This is a genomic window from Mucilaginibacter daejeonensis, assembly GCF_020783335.1.
GTDB lineage: Bacteria > Bacteroidota > Bacteroidia > Sphingobacteriales > Sphingobacteriaceae > Mucilaginibacter > Mucilaginibacter daejeonensis.
The window spans coordinates 1,779,364-1,801,671 of record NZ_CP086068.1 but is presented as its reverse complement, the minus strand read 5'-3'; the positions used below and the strand labels follow the sequence as shown (position 1 = coordinate 1,801,671).

Sequence of the window (22,308 nt, the reverse complement as noted above, 5' to 3'; positions counted from 1 at the left end):
CCGCAGAAAGTTTTCAAACTCGATTAATAGAAATCCTTCACCTAATACCTTCCACGCTTAACCACTATAAGCTATGCCTTACCGCGTTTCGTTTATCAAAAAAGGGTTACTTATTTTATCGTTAACCTGCATCTGCCAACTCGTATTTGCTCAGAACTACAACAACCAGGCTTTTCGTATCGACTCTTTAGCCAATGTAGGCCTACCAAAATCGGCATTAGCTGAGGTTGATAAGCTGGAGCAAATGGCGCATAAAAACAATGATGCCGCACAGTTAGTAAAAGTTGCCTTGTATCGCAACCGCTTTCAACGCTATTTACAGGAAGAAGCACTTACCCTCATTTTAAAAAGGCTTCACAACGATATACAAAAAGCAATTTATCCGGTAAAGCCGGTACTTCAATCGTTACTTGCCGAAATGTACTGGCAGTATTATCAGGATAACCGCTGGGAAATAAGCAGGCGCAGTCGGTTAGATAGTCCGGATCCTGACTTTACCCGCTGGGATTCACAAACACTAATCAAGTATACCGGCCAGCTGTATCAAAGCTCCTTGCAAAACTGGCAAAAAGAGCAGCAAACATCTGTTGATGCACTGGATGCTGCTTTAATTGGCGATAAAGCAACCCGCTACCTGCGCCCAACCTTGTATGACTTGCTGCTGCATCGGGCACTTGATTTTTACCTTAATGATGAGCTGGATTTGCCCCGGCCGCATAAGCCGTTTAACATAAACGACCGTCAGCTTTTTGCCGATAACCATACCTTTGCTACTTTAACCATAAACCCTACAGATACCGCGTCATTGCTTTACAAGGGTATTTATTATCTGCAACAGGGCACGCAATTTCACTTAAAAGATAATAGCAGTGAAGCTCTGGCTGATTTAGCTATCAAACGTTTAGAACTCATTCATAGCAGAGCATCATTTGCCCCAAAAGACACTTTGTACCTGCGGAGTTTAAACCAGGTAGCCACATCCGTAGCCGATAAACCTATCAGCGCAGATGCTTTGGTGCTTATTGGAAAGTATTATGATGACAGAGACAGCCTGGTTACGGCCTTATACTATTTGCAAAAAGCGGCTAAAAACTTTCCCACTAGTATAGGCGGACAAAATGCTCTTCAACTAATTAAAGAAATTAAGCAGCAACAACTAACGGCAACCGTTGAAAATGTAAACGTGCCCGGTCGCCCTCTGCTGGCGTTGCTGGAGTATCGTAATTTGAATGCTATCCGTTTTAAAATTTTGCAGCTCACGCAAAAACAACAAGAGCGGCTGCGGAAACTGAATAAAGATTATGATGGCAACGGACTGCAATCAAGCCCGGAAATACTACTGTATCTGCGGCGCATTAAACCGGTGCAGAACGATTTTTTAACTTTACCCAACCCACACGACTACCGTAAACATCGTGTGGAGTTTAGTATTAATCCGCAAAGTACCGGGCATTATGTTTTGCTGCTGGAAGATTCAGCACACAATGAACGATTAACACAACTGGTAAAATTTCAGTTGTCAGCATTGGCGTACAGCTCGCGCAGGCTGCCCAATGGTATGCACGAGGTCAGGGTACTGCACCGCGAAACAGGTGCGCCGTTAAACGGTGTTCAGGTAATTGTTTCTAACAAGAATGAGAATAGTAAACAATCTCAAAAGCATATCATCAGTCAAGGGATAACAAACAAAGACGGCCAGTTTTTATTCAAGTTTGCGCAAGAATATTACGATATTGAGTTGAAACAACAGAACGATTATCTGTTACAAAAAGACCATTACACGTCGGGCAGGCAACATGATGATTATGACAACCTGCCTGCTGTTCATACCATCATTTTTACCGACCGGGAAATTTACCGGCCGGGGCAAACCGTATATATCAAGGCCTTACAACTGCAAAAATCAAAAGGCCTAAATTCGATATTGCCGAATCAGGCTATAGACATCTTTTTGAAAGACCAGTATGGCAAAAAGCTGCAAACTCAAAACTTACGCACCAATGAGTTTGGCTCAGCAACCGGATCTTTTATCTTGCCGCCTAGCCTGCTGAACGGTAGTTTCCAGATTGCTACAGCACTTGGCAGTGCCAGTATCCGTGTAGAGGAATACAAAAGGCCTACCTTTCAGGTAACGTTTTTGCCTGTTAAGCAAAGTTACCGTCTAAACGATACGGTGGTACTGCAAGGCAAAGTAACCGCCTTTTCGGGTTATGGTATCTCACAAGCGCGGGTAGCTTACCATATCGATTTGAATTATGAAAACAAAGACAAACCTGCCGATGATGAAAATGGAGACGTTCCGGATGCAGTAAATGATTTGGAGGCGGATACGGTAATTGCCGACAACAACGGCGAGTTTCAAATTAAGTTTAAAGCCGAGGACAATGAAGTTGGACGCCTCTTAACGTACCAATATCAAATTAGCGCCACAGTAACCGACGGCAGTGGCGAAACACAACCTGCCGAGCAAACAGTAAACGTAAGTAACCAGCCCATTAAATTAAACATAACGCTACCTGAAAAGCTAACGACTCAAACTGAGCATTTACTGCCCATAATCTTTACTAACCTGAACAACCAGCCATTGGCCGGCAACATAAATGTTAGCGTATATACGCTGAACCACCCACTTCAGGTGTTCAAATCTCGTTTATGGGCGGTGCCGGATTTAACTCTCTTAAGCCGTGATGTTTTTAAAGCAAGTTTTCCGGATTATGCCTATCAACAGGAAGATGATGTTACCAAGTGGCCTAAAGCTGGTGAGGTATTCACCAAAGACCTCGTGACCGATACCATACAACGGCCGATGCTGAATTTGCAGGAACTACATAAGCAGCCGTCGGGCACCTATCAGGTTACTATCAGTGGCAAAAGCCTTCAGGGCGATACTGTACAGTTGATACAATACCTGCAGGTGGTTAACGAACCTGCGCCTGCTCAAAGGATGCAAGATTGGGTGACACCCATATCCATAACTATACAAAAAGGCAAGTCGGCAGAATTCAGGATAGGCATTAACCGGGAAGCCACGGTACTGATGGAAACCTATGATGGCAGCACATTGCTATCTTCTAAGTGGCTAAAACTAAGTGGCACCAGCCAGCAAACCATTGATGTAAAGCCGATGGCAGGAAAAAGCAGCATTCAGGTGCAGTTTTTAATGATTAAGGATAACCGGCTATACACCTCTTATCAAAATGTTACCGTAAACGATACCGGCAAAAATCTTCCTCTGCGGTTACTTACCTACCGCAATAAACTGCAGCCTGGCCAGAAAGAACAATGGCGTTTGCAGGTAGGCAACGATGGACCATCCAAAGAAATGGCCGAAATGGTAGCAACTATGTATGATGCTTCGCTGGATGAGATTACCCCGGCAGCCAGTTGGGCTTACAACCTAAATCAAGGATCTAGCTCGTCTGACTATTTTACCTGGGATGATACAGAGTTAGCTAATGTTACCGAAAGTGCGCCAACCAGTGCCTACTTTGGAATACCCGACATTCCTATTGAGCGCAAGTACGAAGAACTGGGTTTGGCCGGCTACGGGTATGATTATACGCAGTATATTGAACAAACCCGATACTTAAAAAATGCAGGGTTAAGAGACAATGCACTGGCAACCTTATACCTTAAAAATGCGAAGCTTATTAAGCTTGGATACGATGTAATTGGCTTGGTAGCAGACGAAAATACAGGTCTTGGTTTACCCAACGCTATAGTAAAAATAAAATATTCTAAAATAGCTACCCGTACCAATTCATCAGGATACTTCAGAATTAAGGTACCTAAAAACGCTATACTGCAATTTGCGCATCCCGAGTATCAGGTTACCGAGGCATCAACGAAACCAAGTGAGAGGCTTACCATCATTTTAGAAAGGAGACTATTTGATCTACCAACTGCCGACCCGGGTGTAAAATCAATTCATGGCGATGCAACGCAAACTGTGCGGATTGATGAACCGGTTGGCAATGCGCCCGTAAGTAGTGCCGTAGCTGAAGATAGGGCGTTTGGCTATATGAGTAAGGATTATACTAGTAAGCCAAAGGTTGATCAAGTACGCTTTCCGCCCCCAGTTGTAAAACCAGATGAGCAGATGCGCGAGAAAGATCCTCCTGTTCAGCAAGATTTGAAGGCTGCAGAGCCTGCTATCAGGCTAATTAAACCTGTTACTATACGTAAAAACTTTAATGAAACCGCTTTTTTCTATCCACAACTACATACCGATGAAAAAGGGCAAATACTGATTGATTTTACCATGCCCGATGCCTTAACCCGCTGGCACTTTAAAGCTTTTGCACATACGCAAAGCCTGGCTATGGGCACATTGGAACAAGAGGCTGTAACACAAAAGCAACTCATGATTAGCGCCAATATGCCACGTTTTTTCAGGGAAGGTGATACCATAACCGTATCGGCCCGGCTGGCTAATTTAACCACCCAAACACTGAAGGGAGCCGTCCATCTGCAATGGTTCAATGCCTTAAACATGCAACCCGTCGATTTAATAGCCCAACCGCAACAAGGCGAGCAAAGGTTTGAAATAGCCGGCAACAGCACCAAGGCCCTGAGCTTTACATTGATTATACCAGCTGGTTTGAATCCGGTTACCTATCGTATCACGGCCGCAAGCGCAGAACATACTGATGGCGAAGAGAACACCCTACCCGTTCTCAGCAACCGAATGCTGGTTACCGAAACGGTGCCCATACTGGTACGGGCTGGCCAAACCCGCAATTTCACTTTTGATAAGCTGATAAAGCCGAATAGCACCAACTTGCAAAGCAAAACACTTACATTAGAGTACACGCAAAACCCCGCGTGGTATGCGGTACAGGCTATGCCCTATCTGATGGAGTATCCGTACGAGTGTGCCGAGCAAACTTTTAGCCGGTATTTCGCCAACACCCTTTCAGCCGCAATTATTAATAAAAACCCGCAAATTAGCCAGGTGCTTGACCGCTGGAAAGCCGGCGACAGCAAAGCCTTCTTGTCAAACCTGGAAAAGAACCCGGAATTAAAAAATATATTGTTAGAAGAAACGCCCTGGCTCCTAAATGCGCAAAGCGAACATGAACAGCATAAACGCCTGGCCTTGCTGTTTGATTTGAACAAACTTGGTTACGAGCAAGACCAAACTTTAAATAAATTACTGAAAAAGCAATTACCAGATGGCAGCTTCCCATGGTTTGGCGGCACTCGTACTGACCGTTATATTACTCAACATATTCTTGCAGGGCTGGGGCAACTACAACGCATTAACAAACCTAATTATGTACAGCAGGCCATTACCGAAAAAGCGTTGGCTTATCTGGACAAACAACTAATGGCTGATGCCTTACCTGGAACCAAAAATGCCAAGCTAGATAAGCCGGAGCACCTATACCCTGTACAAGTGCATGCGTGGTATACCCGTAGCTACTTTACCGAAGCAGCATTAAGCAAGCCACTTGGGGCGGTGCAGCAAGCTTACCTAGATCAGGCTGCTAAGCAATGGCAAAAACAAAGCTTTTATGAGCAGGGCCTTATTGCCCTCACACTACACAGGTATAAACGCACCGAGGAGGCAAAACAGATTATGCGCTCGCTGCTGGAATCGGCACAGCAATCCGACGAAATGGGTATGTACTGGGTAAAAAACCGTCATGGCTGGTTTTGGTACGAGTCACCCGTTGAAACGCAATCTCTCATGATTGAGCTGTTTACCGAGGTGGGTAACCACACCAAAGCTGTTGACGAGATGAAAATATGGCTGTTGCGAAACAAACAAGTAAACAATTGGTCAACTACAAAAGCTACCGCCACCGCTTGTTATGCGTTGCTCATGAGTAAAGGAATTAATTTGTTAAACGTTACAGAAGCTACCGATATTCAATTAAGCAGTCAGTCACTGAAACTGTTAAAACCTGATCTGAAAGCCGAAGAAGGAACAGGGTATGTAAAAGCCAGCTGGGTAAATGAACAAATTAAACCCGAGTTAGGCAAGTTACAGGTAAGCAATAAAGGAAACACAATAAGCTGGGGCGCCCTCCACTGGCAGTATACGGAGCAATTGGATAAAATCACACCATCCAATACCGATTTGCATTTGGAACGTAAATACTTTATTGTAAAACGCGATAATGCAGGAGAAGTGCTTACGGCTGTTGATGCCCTGCACCAACCTCAAACCGGTGACTTGCTGAAAGTGGTTGTTTATTTAAAAGCCGGGCGGGACTACGAGTACATTCACCTGAAGGATATGCGTCCGGCAGGTACCGAACCTTTAGATGTACTATCGTCTGCAAAATACCAGGATGGTTTATATTATTACCAGGTAAGCCGTGATGTTTGCACTAATTTCTTTATTGACAGGTTAGCCAAAGGCAGTTATGTACTGGAGTATCGCTTACGGGTAACGCAACCAGGTAATTTTGCTACAGGTATTAGCACTGTACAAAGCATGTATGCGCCGGAGTTCAATGCACATACCGAAGGCGGTAAATTGAATGTTAAACCATAGATATGACCTTGAGGGAACCACTGAAGTATTTGGTCTTGATATTTTGAAGTATGGGACTTGCAAGTTGTAGTAACCTGCAATTTGGCTGGCTCACGCTGGATGTGGGCGATTATCTTATTGACTTTCCCCGTAGCTTCAGGCTAAAGCCAGTGCACGGTATTCTGTCAAATAATTCCAGATTCACATGTTTGGAATAAGGACAATTAACTATCAACAGGTGTTTTACCATAATAACGACGATTGAGCTTAAACTGCAATTAAATTTCGATACTACTCTTTGCATAACATACATGCTAAAAATTCGCCTCTTATCTAGAATAATTAGTAACTTGCATTATCAGATTGATATAAGTTGATATGATTTGAGCGGGTCTTTAACGAGACCTATTTTTCAAAAACCGCATTATATAGGCGTTAGGGCTAATTTTCAAACAAAGTTCGAATCCCTCCCTCACCGCAGACGACCATTCAGTCTTACAAAAAGCCGCAAATATGAAATTTGCGGCTTTTTGTATTTTTATAACTGTTCAAACGCCTTGTTTTTGTCTTAACGAGACCAAAGAGCTGTTCGAAATATATAAGACAGCTTTACTAACTGCAAACAGGGGAAATGAGCATAATCACTCAGCTCAACGGACGTTAGTATGAGGGCGTAATGCCGAGGCTAATTATCAGGATTATTAGTCCCTATGGGTTTCGTCAGATAAGTAATGTTGAAGGTCAACCAGTTATCAAGCTTGATTGAGCTCTTCTATTATCTGCGCGAACAGCCGCGTTGATCGCAAGCGGTCCTCGAAATCGTAGGTATTGCAAGCCATGATCAACTCATCAGCTTCCGTTTCATCCAAAAAGGCCTTGATCTTGGCCTTTACGGTATCCTTGCTGCCCACAAAGGAGTATTTGAGCATTTGATGGACCGTAGGATGGGCAAGCATTTCCCTGAAGTCGTCCGTCATTTCGGTCGGTGGTTGTAGGCCTTGGGATCTGCCCGTCAGTATCCCAACGAACATGTTGATCAGGGTGGTGAACAAGCGTTCAGCCTGTTCATCGCTCTCAGCAACGATGACGTTGACCCCTGCGATAATGTATGGCCTTTCCAAAGTTTCTGATGGCTGAAACTCACGACGGTAAATGTCAAGCGCATTTAGCAAATGAGTTGAAGCAAAATGGCTTGCAAATGCATAAGGCAGCCCTTTTTGAGCGGCAAGGTGAGCACTGTCAGTGCTGGAACCCAAGATATAGATGGGCACCTCCACTCCCTCCGCGATCGCGGCGCGTACTTTCGCATTAGCATTTTCTTTTGCAAAATATCGCTCGATCTTTTCGATCTCTTGCGGGAACGAGTGTGCAGCGCGCATAAAGTCCGACCGTATCGCCTGTGCAGTTTCGCCGTCTGTACCGGGCGCTCGGCCCAATCCCATCTCGATACGCCCTGGATAAAGATGCGCCAAGGTTCCAAATTGCTCTGCCACCACCAATGGGGAGTGATTAGGAAGCATTACGCCACCCGAGCCCACCTTGATCGTTCGAGTGTTATCAGCCACATATCCGATCAGTAATGTGGGTGCATTGCTACCTACATAAGCTGAATTATGATGTTCAGCGAACCAAAAACGAGAGTAGCCCAGTGCCTCAGCTTCTTTAGCCAAAGCCAATGAATTTTTCAAAGTTTCGTTAAACGTACCCCCTTGGGCCACCAAAGCCAACTCCAGTATCGAATAAGCTACTTTATCTTTTTTCATAGGTCAGAAGTTCACAAAGCTATATAATTAATAGTGCCGCCACTCTTATCGCTTTGCATCTTGACCTGGCTATGGCAAAAGCAGCAAGCCCCCTTTTAACCTCAGGCGATGAGGCCACCTTCGCATCGTATTTTCCACCTTATCCCATACGATATTAGACGCTTCGGCAACCCTGTAGCCTTCACATCCCATTTGATGCAAATGATCTCGTTCACTACGAATGTCAAGTTGCCCCAGTCGGTAAAGGAGATCAAAAGGTGTCATTCAAGGTGTTCAAAGTAGCTGTTGCACACACGTTGAATGAAACAGCTGAGATACTGTGATCGAACTTTCGATAGGTGTCTCCCGTAATAGAACAGCTCTTACATCATCGATGCAAAGGCTGTTTACCGGTATCAACGATCGACAACTACTTCACTTCGAACTTTACGGCATAAGGTTCAAGCGGATAGCCGGCTCTAGATCTAAAGGCTCTATCTGTGATCAAAAATTCATATGACCGGCCGGGTCGTTATTGCAGCTTGACCTTGAAAGCCCTATGGTCTTCGGTAAAATCAACTACTCCGGTGATAAGGAAAGTATCTTTTACTACTTCACCTAACAACAAGATCTCATTTTTTTATTTGCCCACTAACATAATAGTTCCTACATTGCCGCCATACTTGCACGGGGTGCTGTTTACTTACAAGTAAAGGCTGAGATGATACCCGATAAACCTGATACGGATAATACCGGCGTAGGGATGCACAGGCCTGATATCAACTGCTGGCAGCGATCGCTGCTATCCAATAGGTAAAGCCTTGTTTCTATGCCATGAAGATCTGGCAGCGAAGCAAGGCTTTTTACGTTTAACCCTGTTTAAAATGGATCTGAAGCAGAACGCCGACTTTGGCTTAATGACCCGCAGCCTTACCAATTGGCAAGGCCGAAAAGAATGGTTCTTTAACCGTGAGCATACTGATACCTACGAACAATGGTATGAAGGCCGCTACAAACGAGCCGAAGTTTGGCAAAAAAAGGTGATGGCCCAACTGCTGGGTAAAGACCAGCGGGTAAAAGAGTTACTGGAATTTGGCTGTGGCACTACCCGTTTCACACGCTGGTGGCACGAGATCGGTATCGATGCTACGGGCGGCGACCTCTCTCCTTTTATGTTAGGGCAGGCAGCGCATCTATTTAAGGGCGACCTGGTCAATGCCGACTCACATTACATGCCCTTTAAAGACGACACGTTCGACGCTGTGGCATTCATTACCACTTTTGAATATTATCGTGACCCGGTCAAGGTGATCAGGGAAGCGGCTCGGGTGGGTAAGCATGGCATCGCCTTTGGAATGATGAATCGAAATTCGCCCAAGGTATTGCGCCGCCGCGTTCAGCAGTTATTCGGTAAGAACCCGTTCTACGTCACTGCTACCTTTTACACTCCTGCCCTACTGATCGAGAAGATAACGGAAGCGCTGAATGGTCGTGAGTATAGTTTAGAATGGACCTGCACCGGTTTGCCTGAATGGTTCCCTGTGCAACAATGGAGTGTTCCGGTAGGTGATTTCTTTGGATTGTACGTTAAGTTCAATGACGCTCGATAGTTATGTCTCAATTCTCCGGAAAAATAGATGGCGGCAGTTTTGACGAACTCATTCTGCCTCGTTTAGGATATAAGCGTCAGAACGTTGAACAAGGTCCGGCCTTCGGTGTGGATGTCTCCGTGATAGACCTGGGGAATAACATGGGATTAGCGATGACGAGTGATCCACTTTCGCTTATCCCCTCATTAGGCTTAGCGGCATCAGCGTGGCTATCGGTACACCTGATGGCCAATGATATGGCTACCACGGGCTTCGCACCTATGTATGCACAAATGGTATTGAATCTACCTCCGCAATTTGGTCAGGACGACCTCACAAAATATTGGGATCACATACACCAATACTGTCAGGCAATTGGTGTGGCAATAACCGGCGGTCATACATGCAATATCGAAGGCCAACATTCAACTATTGCCGGCGGTGGCACCATGTTGCTTACTGCACCGTTGGATCAGATACGGTTGAGCGGCCAAGCAAAACCAGGCAACAAGATCATTGTAACTAAGGATTGTGCGCTCTTATCAGCTGCTGTGCTGGCCATGAGCTTCCCCCAAACGGTGCAGCACCATCTTGGCAAGGAAATTTATGATGCATGTTGTGAATCGTTCTACCAGATCTCATCCCTGCCTGATGCGCTGGCTGCCGCAAGTACGCAGCAGATCACCGCCATGCACGATGTGACCGAGGGCGGAGTGCTTGGTGCGGTCTATGAAATGTGCAAAGCTTCCGGTATCGGCGTCCGCATTGATAATGAGCTGCTACCGACCGGCCATCCGCAACAACAGGTGACCCAACTCTTTGGTATCGACGCACGGTTCTGTATCGGCGCTGGTTCCATGATCATTGCGGTAGAAACCGGTTCTGAGCAACAAGTTCTGGCGGTGCTTACCGCAGAACACATCAAAGGGACAGTGATCGGCGAGTTCACAGAAAACACCGAATGTGTTTTGATCACTAACGACAAAGAAGAACCACTTCCCTACTATGAGAAAGACCCGTATTGGGCGGCATTCTTTAACGCTTTAAAGAAAGGATGGAGATGAACGTATCGAAAAAGATCAATGGTGGAGTTTACCTGGTGATCGATCCCTCAATGCGAGCCGACGAATTGCTTACTAAATTGGCAGAAGCACTTAAAGCGGGATTGGCGGCCGTTCAAATCTGGAATAATTGGCCGGCACACACCGACAAGTTTGAATTGATCGCTCGTGTGGGTAGCCTTTGTCGGATACATCACACGCCTTTGCTTATCGATAATGACTGGCAATTAATGCTACGCTCTCCGGAGTTGGACGGTGTACACTTCGACAGCATCCCGCCGGATTTTGCTGAGATACGGAGTAAGATCAGCAGACCATTCACGGCCGGAATCACCTGTTCGGGCGACCTGGACGTGATACGTTGGGCACACGACCAACGGTTGGACTACGTTTCCTTTTGCGCTATGTTCCCATCATCCTCGGCAAGCAGTTGCTCCATCGTTATGCCAGAGGTGGTCCAAAAAGCCCGTCAACTTACTGAGCTACCCATTTTTGTTTCAGGAGGCATAACACCTGAGAACATCCCACCATTACGGCAGCGCGCACCGTTCGATGGCGTAGCCGTCATATCAGGCATTATGAGCTCGAACGACCCGCGAACGACCGTTAAACTTTACCAGAACGCTTTAAAATGAAATTACAGACCATCGCTAAACTCTGCTGTCCTTTTGACAAGCACGACCTTAACTTGAAGATACTTGCACAGGATCTTGAACAGAACATACAGGAAGGCCTATTGAGTTGCACCAAGTGTCAGCGGATATACCCGATCGTTTATGGTGTACCCATCATGGCACCTGATGAGTACCGTCAAACAGCTCTTGAGCAACCTGTGCTCGACCGCTGGAAACTTGAATATGGGATCGAGCCAGGCAAATTAACACTTGGGCAATGAAGATCCACTGCTACTTGAACTAATACATAGCGCCTTTCCTGATCGGCGATAGCTCATCAGGTATTCAGGCAAATGTTGGAGTGCCTTACATCAATGATGTAAGGCACTTTTCTTTTATCCACCTCTCGGATCACCGAATGTTATATTTAGACCAGCCAAGGGACAACTGTAATGTTCAGAACAAAATGATCATTCAACCGGCTGTGATCGGCCCTGCGGCTACCTCTGCGCTCACTTATACAGCATCATACAATATGATCGCTATTGACAAGCCACGCGTTACAGTTAAAATTTTACCTTTGCCGCCGTAAATTTACTTTTCACTTAACCCTCAAATCATCACAGCAATTGAAACGACTTTTATTTTTTCTTCTATTCACAACAGGTTTATTACGAGCAACTGCGCAGGAAAAGGTCAGTTTTGACACTGCATTTCAAAAGGCCAACAATGGGAAGGCGCGCGTAGAGATCACCCCACTTAAAGAATTATTACACATCATGTTGGCCATCACACCAACGGGACTGGCTAACGATGATATGGTGGATCAAAGCACCCCTTATTATCAGGACGTGCTTCGTCATTTCAAGCCCTTCGCCAACGAACCTATCATCAAAACGTTCGACTCGCTCCTGACCGCTTCGTTGTACAACTACATATTCATCACCGGCAACGCGATGACCTATGATCTTTCAGGAACAAGCCTGAAGCGAAACGCTGTTTACGTGTTTCCATCAAGACAGGTAGCCAATAAAACGATCAACGTGAACCCGTTAGATACTTACAGAACGCAGATCGCTGAATTCGCTAAAACATCAAAGTTCCAAAAGTTTTATGCTCAGCACCGGGCTTATTATACCAAGCTGATCAACGAATATGAATCAGAAGCCAGCCTGGCTAAGCAGTGGAAGTGGCTTGAGACGAACTTTAAGACCAAGATCAATAATTACCTGATCTTGTGTTCGCCGCTCATTAACGGGATGAATTATACCACAGTGTTCAGGGATAAAGGCTTCACGCAGATCCTGATGGTGCTGCCACCTCTTGAGCACGACGCCAAACGCTCAAAGATCCAGGATGAAATATTTAATACCCGTGTAATGTTCACCGAGATAGACCACAACTACGTGGGTCCGCCGTCATATGCCAATGAAAAGGTAATTGACAGTGTGTTTAAGAAGAGAGCCGACTGGGTGAACGAAAAAGCAGATGGGATATATGCCTATCCAACCCCAATGAAAGTATTTAATGAGTATATGACCTTTGGCGTTTTCCTGCTTTACTGCCGTGATCATTATGACCGGTCGCTTTATGATCAAACGAGGCAAGAGGTCATCAGCGTGATGGGCGCAAGAGGTTTCACCAGGATGGAATTGTTCACATCGACGTTAGAGAAAGTAAGAGCGTACGCTCCCGCTAAAAAGATAGATGATCTTTACCCGGAATTGCTGAGATCGCTTGCGCAGAAAGCTCCATAATTAAAAAGGCCATGTCATCGATGCGGATGATATGGCCTAATATTGACATGTAGCGTTAGTTATTACTTCTTCACGAACAGATACTTTGACAGCACCTTCATCTGCGGTCGTTCGGCCCCGTTCACTGGTTGCACAGCTAACTTATAATCGCCCCAACGGTGTCCTGCCGCCCAGTAAGTACCATTGACGCCATTGGCTTGAAGATATTTTAAAAAGTTATCCATCGTTAAAAGCCAGCGTTCATCGTCATCCGGTATTCCATACTCGCCTATAAAGCCTCTTAGTTTATTTTGCTTTAACCACTGTACAAATGGTTCAGCGCGTTGAACGCCGGTCTCAGGGGTACCTTTTTCATTTTCATAGGTATACTTGTAGGTACCAGAACCGTCGTTGTCAAAATACAGGTGTGCTTCAAAGATAAGATTATTGGCAGGATCTTTTAGGTTCTTGAGGTGATCACTGCTGCCCATCCACTTAGCTGCTGAGCTCCAGTCATCGCCACCCACCACGATCGCGTTCTTTTTGTCAACGGTCCTGATCTGGTCAATGATCGCCTGGGCTATGTTGAACCAAGCGGTGGTGTCAGGCATATCATGCGGCTCATTCATCATGCCGTAGCCCCAAATATTTTTTTTGTCTTTCAAGATCATGGCGAGCTTTTTCCAGGCATCAGCCACCATACCTATGGTCACACCTTTTGTATTGATCAGTGTAAGTTCGCCATTGATCATTCGGCGGCAATAGTTATGCATATCGGGCACCACGAGCATGTTCCTTTTTTCAGCCGCGTCCACCACAGCCACCAGCTTATTGACCTGAAAGGTATCTAAAGGTCCTCCCAATCGTGGTTGTAAGCGTTCCCATAAAAATGGCAGCCTGATCAACCTAAAGCCTTTACTTTTTAAATAGTCAATGTCCGAAGCGGTCGGGTAGTCATAATCTTTTTCATAGGTGCCGGGTATCTGGCCAAAATCGGCGCCTGCCAGGTTAAGGCCAAATGGCGCCGGACCAGCTTTGAGTTTTGTCAACGACTGAGCGTTCACGCTCGTCAGGCCAATGCATGCCAGGAGTGCAGTATAAATATATCTTCTCATAATGATCAGGTGTGCGATGTTTAGGTCATCGCATAAATTGTCATCAAAAGTACGTCTACACACCACCAGCTTATAATACTATTTTATCCGGAATATTCCGCTGATCGTATCAATTGGGCTTTTGTTGAAAATGATGGATATTTTAGCACGACCATTTTTACCTCTTATGCGAAGTTTCCTGTTTACTGTTTTGCTTATATGTACCGTTTTGGCAGCAGAGTGTCAAACGCTGAAGGTGTCGGCCAACAAGCGCTACCTGATCGATGAACGCGGCAAGCCATTCCTATGGCTCGGTGACACCGCCTGGGAACTTTTTCATAAACTTGATGATCAGGAAGCTGACCATTACCTGGAAACAAGGGCCAGGCAGGGATTTACCGTGATACAAGCCGTCATTATTTCCGAAGATAGTGGTTTGAGTAAGCCCGACGCATACGGTCAATTACCCTTTTTAAATAATGAAATCACGCGACCTAATGAGGCGTTCTTTGACCACATTGACCATGTGATCAAAAAGGCAGCATCGCTGGGGTTGTATATGGCCGTGCTCCCGACATGGGCCGACAAGGTGCCATCTAACCGCCCCGGAAAAGACCCGGTCATAATCGACCAGCAAAAAGCACTGAGCTACGGAAAATATCTCGGGAAACGATTCGCTGGTAGACCTATCATATGGATGCTGGGCGGCGACCGCGACGTTGCCAGCTCCGAAGCTTTTAATATTTGGAAAGCGATGGCCACCGGCCTAAAAGGTAATGGGAGTAAGCAACTCATCACTTATCATCCTGCTGGCGAAAGTTCATCGTCGCGGTGGTTTCAAAATGACCAATGGATCGACCTCAACACTTACCAAAGCGGCCATGCTCACCGTTATATGCCCGTTTATAAATTCGCCCACACTGACTATCACCAATCACCCACCAAGCCTTTCTTAGATGCCGAACCGGCCTACGAAGACATACCCTTAGAGTTTTGGACCTACATGACGTTAGACCGCCAACCTACCGTGCCTCCTTCGATCTTGAATAGAGACAGCTTACTGGTCGATCTAGCTCATTTCAAGAAGGGCTATTTTGATGATCATGACGTGCGGGTACATGCTTATTGGAATTTGTTATCCGGCGCTTGTGGACATACCTATGGTCACAATTCGGTATGGCAGATGTTCAAAAAAGGCGGCAGCTATGTGATACCCTGCACCAGTGACTGGAAAGAAGCCTTGCACAGCAAAGGCGCCGAACAGATCAAGTTCCTGAAAGCCCTGTTCAACGAACGTTTCCATCAGCTGATACCTGACAGCATATTGGTCAAAAATAATGCTCAGCATGACAGCACTTATATCGCCGCAGCCATTAACCGTCAACGAACAACAGCGATCATCTACCTGGCGATCGGCCAAGATGTAGTGACCGATCTTTCCACAATGAAAGGACCGCTAAAAGCTTGGTGGTTCGATCCACGGACAGGTCAAAGGCGATACATCGGCAGTTATAACGCTGTCCATCAACGGGCTTTTACGCCGCCTACGTCAGGTTCACATAACGACTGGGTATTGCTGTTGGAGGAAAGGTCACGGTCAAAAAAATAGCGGTTGCAGGAAGCAACCGCCACGATAAACTAAGTACAGACCTGTGTATCGGTTTAGGTAAGGTTTCGTTCAGATCTATTTTGATCCGGAACTTTGATAGGTTCGGAGGTCTTGAGTATCACCGATCGTGGTCAACACCTTTTCAAGGCCGTGCATGTTGATCAGCAGGCCTTGCTCTGCGTCGGGGTGCGTCTCTTCGTTGATAATGCCAATAGGGCCTTTGTAAGAGCTTTTCAGGATCTGCCTCACCATTTGGTATTCGGAATCTCCTTCTCCTATCGGCACCACTTTAGCCGGGTCGCTCCCTTTCAGTCCTGAGATATTGACCGTATACAAGTAGGGCAACATCTGCGGATAGAACTTAGGGAAACGCTTTACCTGTTCTTCGGCGTGGTGAAAATTGTAGACCATGCCAATATTCGGCATTTTCAAGTTTTTGACGATCGCCAGTTGATTCTCGGGCTCACCATACCAGCCTCCATGGTTATATAAGCCTACGGTACAGCCTATTTTAGCAGCTTGCTCAGCGATATATTTCACGGGCTTTGAAAGGGTATCTATCTTTTGCTGTTGAGTCATGTTGGTCATATCCACACCGATCATCATGAGCCATAGTTGTGTTTTAACATTGTTCTGCTTCAACACGTTTAATATGGTATTTAAGTTAGCGTCGTGCTGAGGATCAGGACCCGACATGTACCAGAACGCCTGCAACTTGATATTGTGCTTCTTCAGCGCTTTCAGTTCCTCGTCAAAGTATGGAATATGCTTATCGCGCCAATCATAAGCAAGTTTGGTTATTCCCAGCTTATTGAGCATCTGCGCACGTTGTTCGGCATTGCGCTCTTTCACGTCATATGGCACTATACACCATGCCACCAAATTGCTTTTAGCAAAGACACCCTTGTAGTGCTTCACCATCGTGAAGGCGGCCAATGACAATATCAAGCCGGCAGAAATTATTGCATAAATAAGCTTTTTCATGGGTCTGTTATGTTAAGGTAGTGCGTATGCAACGTAGGTATCGCCCGTTTTGCCGCCAAGTTTACCACCACCTGTGGCCGGTATCACGATGTACTGTTTCCCGTTGATAGCGTAGGTACTTGGCGAAGCGTACCCTCCATAGGGAAGCTTTGTTTCCCATAAGATCTTACCCGTGTGCTTATCAAAAGCCCGAAATTTCTCATCGCGTGTGGCAGCAATGAACACCAGTCCACCTTTGGTCACCAGGCTTCCGCCAAAATTCTCGGTGCCTGTGATGGGCATTCCTTTTTTGGTCAGTTCGGGGTACTCGCCTAATGGCACTTTCCATTTGATCTTGCCAGTGGTCAGGTCTACAGCGTTCAAGGTTCCCCACGGTGGTGCCGTGGCCGGGTAGCCGTCAGCATCGAGAAACTTATTGTAACCTAACGACCGGTATTCATGCTTGCCGGATACCGACCTTGGCGCTTGTACATTCTTTTTGTTCAGTAAAAGGTCCACCAGATCCTTACGGTCCTTTTCCTCTATTTGTGGGAAAGCTGGCATCGCCTTACGCCCGTTCTTCAGGATATTGACGATGTCCTCTTCCTTGTATTTTTTATCTAATTCGGTCAGCGCGGGTATAGACCCTTGTCCCTTGCGGTCGGCACCATGACAACTTGGGCAACCCATTTTGAGGAATACGGCGTTGCCTGCGCTCATGGGCTCGCTATTAGGGTCGTCAGACTCATTGATGTCTTTCATTTTGATCAGCCACGCCAGCTGATTGGCATTTACGTAAAGCACATTCTCCCGCGGATCATAAGACCCTCCGCCCCATTCGGCACCTCCATGTATGCCATAATAGAGAATACCTTTTTTAGAAGGCGGCAGGAACCAGCCTTGCTCCGTTTCAGCGATCGTTCTCAACGCTGCCTGGCGGGCTTCAGGTGTACGAAAGGTTACATCATTGGCTGTGACCACCTGCTTGGCGAAAGGTTTCGGCCAGATCACCTTGGGCTGAGTCGGGTAAGCATACTCGCCCGGTAGGGTCGATGCCGGCACAGGTGTTTCGACCACCTTTGATAGTAGCCTACCGGTGCTGCGCTCGAACAGCAGGACATTGCCTGTCTTGGTCAACTGCATCACCCCTTTTACTTTTTTACCGTTAGAATTGAGGTCGACCAGTACAGGAGCGCATGGCAGATCCAGGTCCCACAGATCATGATGTATGGCCTGGTAGTGCCAGATCCGTGTACCGGTGTTAGCGTTCAGGGCTACTATACTATTACCGTAAAGCTGTTGACCACGGTTTTCGGCACGGTAGAAGTCATCTTTGGGTTGCCCTGTTGGGAAGAACACCATCCCGCTTTCCTTGTCCACCGTAATACCTCCCCAAACGTTGATGCCGGCTCCATCTTTCCAGAAGTTCTTGTCGCCCCAGGAATCATGACCATATTCGCCGGGTTGCGGTATGGTGTTGAATTTCCAAACACGCTTACCTGTACGGGCGTCAAAAGCACTTACGTTGCTTGGCGCGCTCCAGCTTAATGCACCTAAGATGACCAGATCTTTGAATACCGCTGGTGCCCCCGGTGAGGTAATGGCCATCTTATCAGGTGACCTTACCTGTCCAGCATTAAGATCAACGCGACCTTTGTCGCCAAAACTTTCGTCGGCATAGCCATTGTACATGCCCACTTTATACAAGTAATTACCTGCTGTATAAAAAAGATAGGCGTCCTCGCCAGATCCCCAACTGACCACACCTCGGTTGATACCGCCGAGCTTTTCGCCGTCGCGCGAGGGTTTGAAACGCCAAAGCATCTTTCCATTAGTACCGTCAACGGCGATCAAGGTTTGCGACGGTGTGGTCACGAACATGATGCCTTTAATAATGAGCGGGTTGCACTGAACGTTACCATCCATGTTTCCCGAACGGAAGGTCCAGGCAACTTTAAGCTTCTTTACATTGTTGGTATTGACCTGTGTTAAAGCCGAGTACTTGGTCTGTCCTGCGTCGCCGCCGGGGTTCGACCAGTCGACGGTATCTTTATATGGTTCTACCCTATCGCAGCTTGAACAAACGAACAGCGCAAGAGATGTCAGCATAAAAATGATCCTGTTCATGGGATAATGTTCGAATGAATATACTGGTCGGCTAAGGGTATGTTTAAAACTTCATCTACACTAAAGTACCGTCAGCAATGATCTTCTTGTTACTATCGACCATGGCTGCGATGGTTTGTACCGAGCCTGCTGAGTGGAACTTATCCTCTGGGGTATTGAGCACATAGTCGACAAGTTTATCGACAGTGGAAGTGGCCACATGCTGGCGAGTGTCTGACGAGGCGTAGTAAATAAATACCGTTCCGTCCTCATCGGCGATCCAACCGTTGCTGAATAATACGTTGGAAACATCACCGATACGTTCTTCACCTTCAGGCGCCATAAAGTACCCTGCCGGCTTGTTGGTCACCTTAGTAATATCCTGCAGATCGGTCATGAACATATACAGCACATAACGAAGCCCTGCCGCAGTATTACGTACGCCGTGGGCCAAATGAAGCCAGCCCTTTGATGTTTTAATGGGTGCTGGACCTAAACCATTTTTGGCCTCATAAACAGTATGATATACCTTTTTATCGATCACTATCTCTTGCTCTACCTCGGCATGCTCAATAGAATCGCTCAGGCCAAATCCGATGCCTCCGCCTTTGCCAGCCTCTATAAAGCTGTCTTGCGGACGGGTATAAAAGGCATATTTACCATCCACAAATTCCGGGTGCAATACCACGTTACGCTGCTGAGGCGATGGCGTCTTGAGGTCGGCCAATCGCTCCCAGTTTTTCAGATCTTTGGTGCGGGCGATACCACATTGCGCGATCGCGGCCGACTGATCACCTTCGTGTGCCGAAGAGTCACGCCTTTCAGTACAGAAGAGTCCGTATATCCAGCCATCTTCATGCTTCACCAGGCGCATATCGTATACGTTAGTGTCAGGCTCCTCGGTCTCGGGCATCTCTATAGGATAGTCCCAGAACTTGAATCCGTCGGTACCGTTATCGCTTTCGGCCACCGCAAAGAATGATTTGCGGTCCAAACCCTCCACGCGGGCCACCATCAGGTACTTACCTTCATGTTTGATCGCTCCGGCGTTGAAGATCGCGTTGATGCCACAACGCTCCATTAAATACGGATTGCTTGCCGCATTAAGGTCATATCTCCATTCCAGCGGCGCATGATCTGCGGTCAGTACCGGGAATTCATACCGATGAAATATACCGTTAGGTGAGGTCAGTTTTTGATTAGGTCGGTCAATAAGTTCAGCGTGCCTGCTCATCAGGCCATCCAGTCTGCTTTTAAAACTTGTATTCATGTGATGTATCACTTTATAAGATCAATCTTCGAGTTTGTCCCACCAGGTCTTTTTGAGAATGCTCAGCACCACTATTAGGATACCGATGGTGACCATAAGCGGAAGTTTCATCGATAATACCAGGTACATGGGTAGTATGGTAAGGCAGCATTGCGATATGATGCCCAGCACCACGTTGAACATATCGAGCCCGAAATGACCATTGGCCTTAAATTCAGGAGCATCGATGGTAACCGAACGGTGTACCGGTCCCCAAAAGCCCCACGGCTTTACGGTGCTGTAAAAGTTCTTTAATACCGCTTCATCAGTAGGCGGAGCAGTATATGTTCCGGCTATACAGCCAATTAACGAGATCACGAACAATAACGGCCATACGTACAGCGGAAGCACTTGGTCAAAAATGAAAGGGAACACCAGGGCTGCGGCGATGCCCGAAGCCATTCCCCAGAAAAAGCCGTTGGCATTGAATCGCCACCAGTACCATTTCAACATATTGGCCGCTATGTAGCCACCATAAAGTGCACCTACCAGCCATTGCAATATGCTGTTCACATCCTTGGCAAAAAAGCCTAGCAACACCCCTATCGCTACCACTACCACGCCCACTATATAATTTAGCCTGATGATCTTTTTGTTAGGCGCCTCAGAGTCGATGTATTTCAAGTAGATATCATTAACGATGTATGCTTGTGCGGCGTTCAAGGTGCCCGAAAAGGTGCCCATAAATGCACCGAGCAGACCGGTTAATACCAGGCCCAGTATACCGACAGGCAAAAATGTATTGATGGCGGCAGGCAGTATACGTTCGAAGTCGGTGGTGCCATTTACGCTGATGTTGATCTTGTTGTAATATAGCAAGGCCAGCACCGTAAGGCCGATCACCATTGAATATCGAATGGGCAGCAGCACGATCGACACGAAACCTGTCATTTTTGATGCTTCTTTTGGGCTACTGGTCGACAGCACCTTTTGCATATCATAGCTTGGCGGTGGCCCGGCCAAACTGGCGAAAACGCCCTTGAATAGCATCATCATAAAAAAGATACCGAACAAACTGAAGCCGTCCTCTTTAATTTTCTTATTGGCATCGGCAATTATGTTGCTCCAATCCAGGTCAAGGCGCCAGCCAAAGAACGGGTCGCTCCATCCGGCAGGAACGTTCAGGTGTTTACCATTCAGGTGCGTGAAAGCGATGATAGCTATGGCCACACAACCAACGGTCATGATGATGTATTTGATCACATCGCCCACCACGATACTATGCATACCACCTAAAATCGAGTAGAACATTGCGAACAGGGTGAATATGATACCGTAAAAGTGCGCAACATACTGCGGAGCCACGTTGAACGGCACGTAGGCTTTCACCAATTCCCAGGGAATGAAAATCTCGATGAACTTACCAAGTCCCACAAAACCATAAGCTAAGAAGCCGAGGCAACTGATCAGCGCGAACGCCACCACGATGTTGTGTGACGCCTTAACGCCTTTCCCGCTCACTCCAAAGCGGGTGGCCAGCCATTCCGCCCCGGTGTTGGCACCTGAGCGCCGCAACCACTTGGCCAGGAACATCATATTGAACACCTGGTTGAACACCGGCCATAACCACGGTATCCAGATACTTTTCAAGCCGTAAACAAAGCAAAGCGAGATCATCCACATGGTTCCGCTGATGTCGAACATGTCTGATGCGTCGCTCAGACCCAGCATGTACCAAGGCAATTTCTTACCACCCATTAGGTAGCTTTCCTTATTCTGCTTGGCCTTGTTTTTATAGAACCAACCGATCATGACCATCATGACGAGGTAGAATACGATGATACTTATATCAATAGCCTGTAGCTTCATCCGTGTTTATTGAAGTATTAAATTAACGGATATTAGCCATATCACTATTATTGATCATGACACCACTATGACGGGATTTACCGTTAAAGGCATGACCGGTTATCATGGCACAAGCATTACAGGACCTATGAATTAGAGTAAAAAAAGGCATAGAGCTATTCAGGTTTATATATTGTAAAGTTGCCCAAAACA

General features: G+C 46.5%; 13 protein-coding genes and 1 riboswitch. Of the genes, 7 read left to right on the top strand and 6 right to left on the bottom strand.

The annotated features are described in order from the left end of the window. Positions 1–73: 73 nt before the first annotated feature. Positions 74–6,505, top strand: a complete 6,432-nt coding sequence (locus LLH06_RS07660; protein ID WP_228172683.1) for an alpha-2-macroglobulin family protein — start codon at positions 74–76, stop codon at positions 6,503–6,505. A 731-nt stretch (positions 6,506–7,236) separates the two neighbouring features. Here LLH06_RS07660 and LLH06_RS07655 read toward each other — a convergent pair. Beyond that, positions 7,237–8,247, bottom strand: coding sequence for an LLM class flavin-dependent oxidoreductase (locus LLH06_RS07655; protein WP_228172682.1), 1,011 nt, complete (start codon positions 8,245–8,247; stop codon positions 7,237–7,239). Positions 8,248–8,904: 657 nt separating this feature from the next. Beyond that, a riboswitch (TPP riboswitch) is annotated at positions 8,905–9,007 on the top strand. Positions 9,008–9,110: 103 nt separating this feature from the next. Here LLH06_RS07655 and LLH06_RS07650 point away from each other — a divergent pair. The 5 genes from LLH06_RS07650 (at position 9,111) to LLH06_RS07630 (ending at position 13,247) form a co-directional block, all read left to right on the top strand. Beyond that, positions 9,111–9,836, top strand: coding sequence for a class I SAM-dependent methyltransferase (locus LLH06_RS07650; RefSeq protein WP_228172681.1), 726 nt, complete (start codon positions 9,111–9,113; stop codon positions 9,834–9,836). A 2-nt stretch (positions 9,837–9,838) separates the two neighbouring features. Next, complete coding sequence (locus LLH06_RS07645; protein ID WP_228172680.1) at positions 9,839–10,879, top strand: AIR synthase-related protein; 1,041 nt, start codon at positions 9,839–9,841, stop codon at positions 10,877–10,879. Then, positions 10,870–11,511, top strand: a complete 642-nt coding sequence (locus tag LLH06_RS07640) for a thiamine phosphate synthase (protein ID WP_228172679.1) — start codon at positions 10,870–10,872, stop codon at positions 11,509–11,511. Before LLH06_RS07645 ends, LLH06_RS07640 begins: the two co-directional genes overlap by 10 nt. After that, the gene (locus LLH06_RS07635; protein WP_228172678.1) at positions 11,508–11,771 is read left to right on the top strand and encodes a Trm112 family protein; all 264 of its coding nucleotides are present in this window, start codon (positions 11,508–11,510) and stop codon (positions 11,769–11,771) included. The genes LLH06_RS07640 and LLH06_RS07635 overlap by 4 nt, the downstream gene beginning before the upstream one ends. Before the next feature lie 348 nt (positions 11,772–12,119). Beyond that, positions 12,120–13,247 (top strand): DUF4932 domain-containing protein, encoded by a 1,128-nt coding sequence (locus LLH06_RS07630; RefSeq protein WP_228172677.1) that lies wholly within the window; start codon positions 12,120–12,122, stop codon positions 13,245–13,247. Between the two features lie 62 nt (positions 13,248–13,309). On the opposite strand, the gene LLH06_RS07625 is transcribed toward LLH06_RS07630, so the two are convergent. Next, positions 13,310–14,341, bottom strand: a complete 1,032-nt coding sequence (locus LLH06_RS07625) for a glycoside hydrolase family 5 protein (RefSeq protein ID WP_228172676.1) — start codon at positions 14,339–14,341, stop codon at positions 13,310–13,312. Between the two features lie 208 nt (positions 14,342–14,549). Here LLH06_RS07625 and LLH06_RS07620 point away from each other — a divergent pair, with 208 nt between their 5' ends. Continuing rightward, entirely contained in the window at positions 14,550–15,929 is a 1,380-nt protein-coding gene (locus LLH06_RS07620) for a glycoside hydrolase family 140 protein (protein WP_228172675.1), read from the top strand. Positions 15,930–16,004: 75 nt separating this feature from the next. Here the strand turns inward: LLH06_RS07620 and LLH06_RS07615 are convergent, their stop codons facing one another. Genes LLH06_RS07615 through LLH06_RS07600 form a run of 4 tightly spaced genes read right to left on the bottom strand, consistent with a single transcriptional unit; the run spans position 16,005 to position 22,116 of the window. After that, positions 16,005–16,913, bottom strand: coding sequence for a sugar phosphate isomerase/epimerase family protein (locus LLH06_RS07615; RefSeq protein ID WP_228172674.1), 909 nt, complete (start codon positions 16,911–16,913; stop codon positions 16,005–16,007). Positions 16,914–16,925: 12 nt separating this feature from the next. Next, a complete protein-coding gene (locus LLH06_RS07610; RefSeq protein WP_228172673.1) occupies positions 16,926–19,019 on the bottom strand; it encodes an outer membrane protein assembly factor BamB family protein in 2,094 nt (697 codons plus the stop codon). Positions 19,020–19,074: 55 nt separating this feature from the next. Beyond that, the gene (locus LLH06_RS07605; RefSeq protein ID WP_317206724.1) at positions 19,075–20,268 is read right to left on the bottom strand and encodes a glycoside hydrolase family 130 protein; all 1,194 of its coding nucleotides are present in this window, start codon (positions 20,266–20,268) and stop codon (positions 19,075–19,077) included. 21 nt (positions 20,269–20,289) lie between these two features. After that, entirely contained in the window at positions 20,290–22,116 is a 1,827-nt protein-coding gene (locus tag LLH06_RS07600) for a sodium:solute symporter family protein (protein WP_228172672.1), read from the bottom strand. Positions 22,117–22,308 lie beyond the last annotated feature (192 nt).